We start from the raw sequence: 1438 nt of genomic DNA on the forward strand, positions 1-1438 counted from the left end.
CAATCTGAGGACCACGCCGGTATTGAACGGATATGTCAGCCGGATCGCAGCCGATCTGGCGACGGACGAAAAAAACGGCTTTCGTACTACCTGGTGCGTCTATCGGTTCCGCATCTCGGCTCGCGCGAACGCGCTCCCTAATGTTCCATTGCTCGCAATGGGCAGTGCCGGCGAGATACTCGGCAACACAGCCTCATGCCTGTTCTTCCGAGGCCGGCTTGACAGTGAGCGAATGCTTAACGCGGCTGCGAGGACCCGCCGGTTGTCGTTTCAGCTCGGCTTCGGTCAACTTCGACAGCCTGTCGGCGAAAGGCGCCATCACGAGGCCATTGGCGGCAAATTGCCCTCCCCTTGTTGCGCGGTAGCAGCATGCGTGTCGGGGAAGGAACCGTCTCCGGCCGCCATTCATCGCTGAGGCCGCGCCGTATATCCGTACCCGCGGCCACCGGAACTTGTCCACGTCCAGCGCTTACGTGCGGGTATGCCGGCGTCGAGCAAACAGAGAGAAGTTTGGAGCCCACCAGGACGACCGGTTACCAAGTTTTCCTCGTCCGTTTGAGTGTCGAATCTTCAGATCGATTGCTTGGGCGACCAGCGTCCCCGCCGCCAGCGAGCCCGCAACTGCTCAGCAGAAGGAAGTGAACGTGAATGCATCCATTTCGTAAATGTGTGTCTATCCAAGCAATCGATTTCTCTAATTATCCGATGAGCAATATGAACGCGTCAGGCAGGGTGCATCATTAGGAGTATTTTTCGATGGCAAACATTATCGAGGGTAGCCCGGATGCCGAAACACTCCTCGGCACCGAGGGTGAAGATTGGATGGAGGGTTTCCAGGGCGGTGACTGGATTGACGGGAATGCCGGCAACGACGAGATCTCGGCNCTCGGCTGGCCCGGGCAGTGACCGAGCCCTTGGCGGCGAGGGTAACGACCGCATCTTCGGCGGAGATGGCTGGGACGATCTCTCCGGCGACAACGGCCGCTTCAACGCGCGCATCTCCGGTGAGGACAATGACAGGCTCAGCGGCGGTCCCGGCCAGGATGTCCTCTACGTGGGTGACGGCCAGGATACGTTGACCGGGGGCACCGACAGTGACACGTTCGTGTTCCAGTTCCACAATCCGGTGCCTGGGGTTGTCGGGTCGAAGTCGGACATTACCACTATCACCGATTTCAACCCGGCGGAGGACAAGTTCGCCTTCGATGCGGTGGGCCTCTACAATGACGGTTTTGGCGCGAACTTCGTCAACAACGCCAGCATACAGTCCGGCTACCCGGTGAGCAGCTTCTACAGTGGTGCGGCCTCAGGTGCGAACGGCGAACACGTCGTGGTAATCACTGGCGAATCTTTCAACTCTGCTTCTGAGGCCGCGAGTGCGATCTCCGGCGAGCACGCCGGCGACATCATTGTCTACCAAAGCAGCTACACCGACAGA

Annotated in this window: 1 protein-coding gene and 1 pseudogene; both read left to right on the top strand. The window is 59.4% G+C overall.

The window, feature by feature from the left end; genetic code table 11:
* Window positions 1–756: 756 nt before the first annotated feature.
* On the top strand, window positions 757–906 hold the full coding sequence (locus X738_RS88240; RefSeq protein WP_023804281.1) for a hypothetical protein: 150 nt from the start codon (window positions 757–759) through the stop codon (window positions 904–906).
* A pseudogene (locus X738_RS80485) lies at window positions 860–1438 on the top strand (calcium-binding protein); the annotation flags it as partial. The gene X738_RS88240 and the pseudogene X738_RS80485, both read left to right, overlap by 47 nt.

It is taken from the genome of Mesorhizobium sp. L48C026A00, from assembly GCF_000502375.1.
Lineage (GTDB): Bacteria > Pseudomonadota > Alphaproteobacteria > Rhizobiales > Rhizobiaceae > Mesorhizobium > Mesorhizobium muleiense.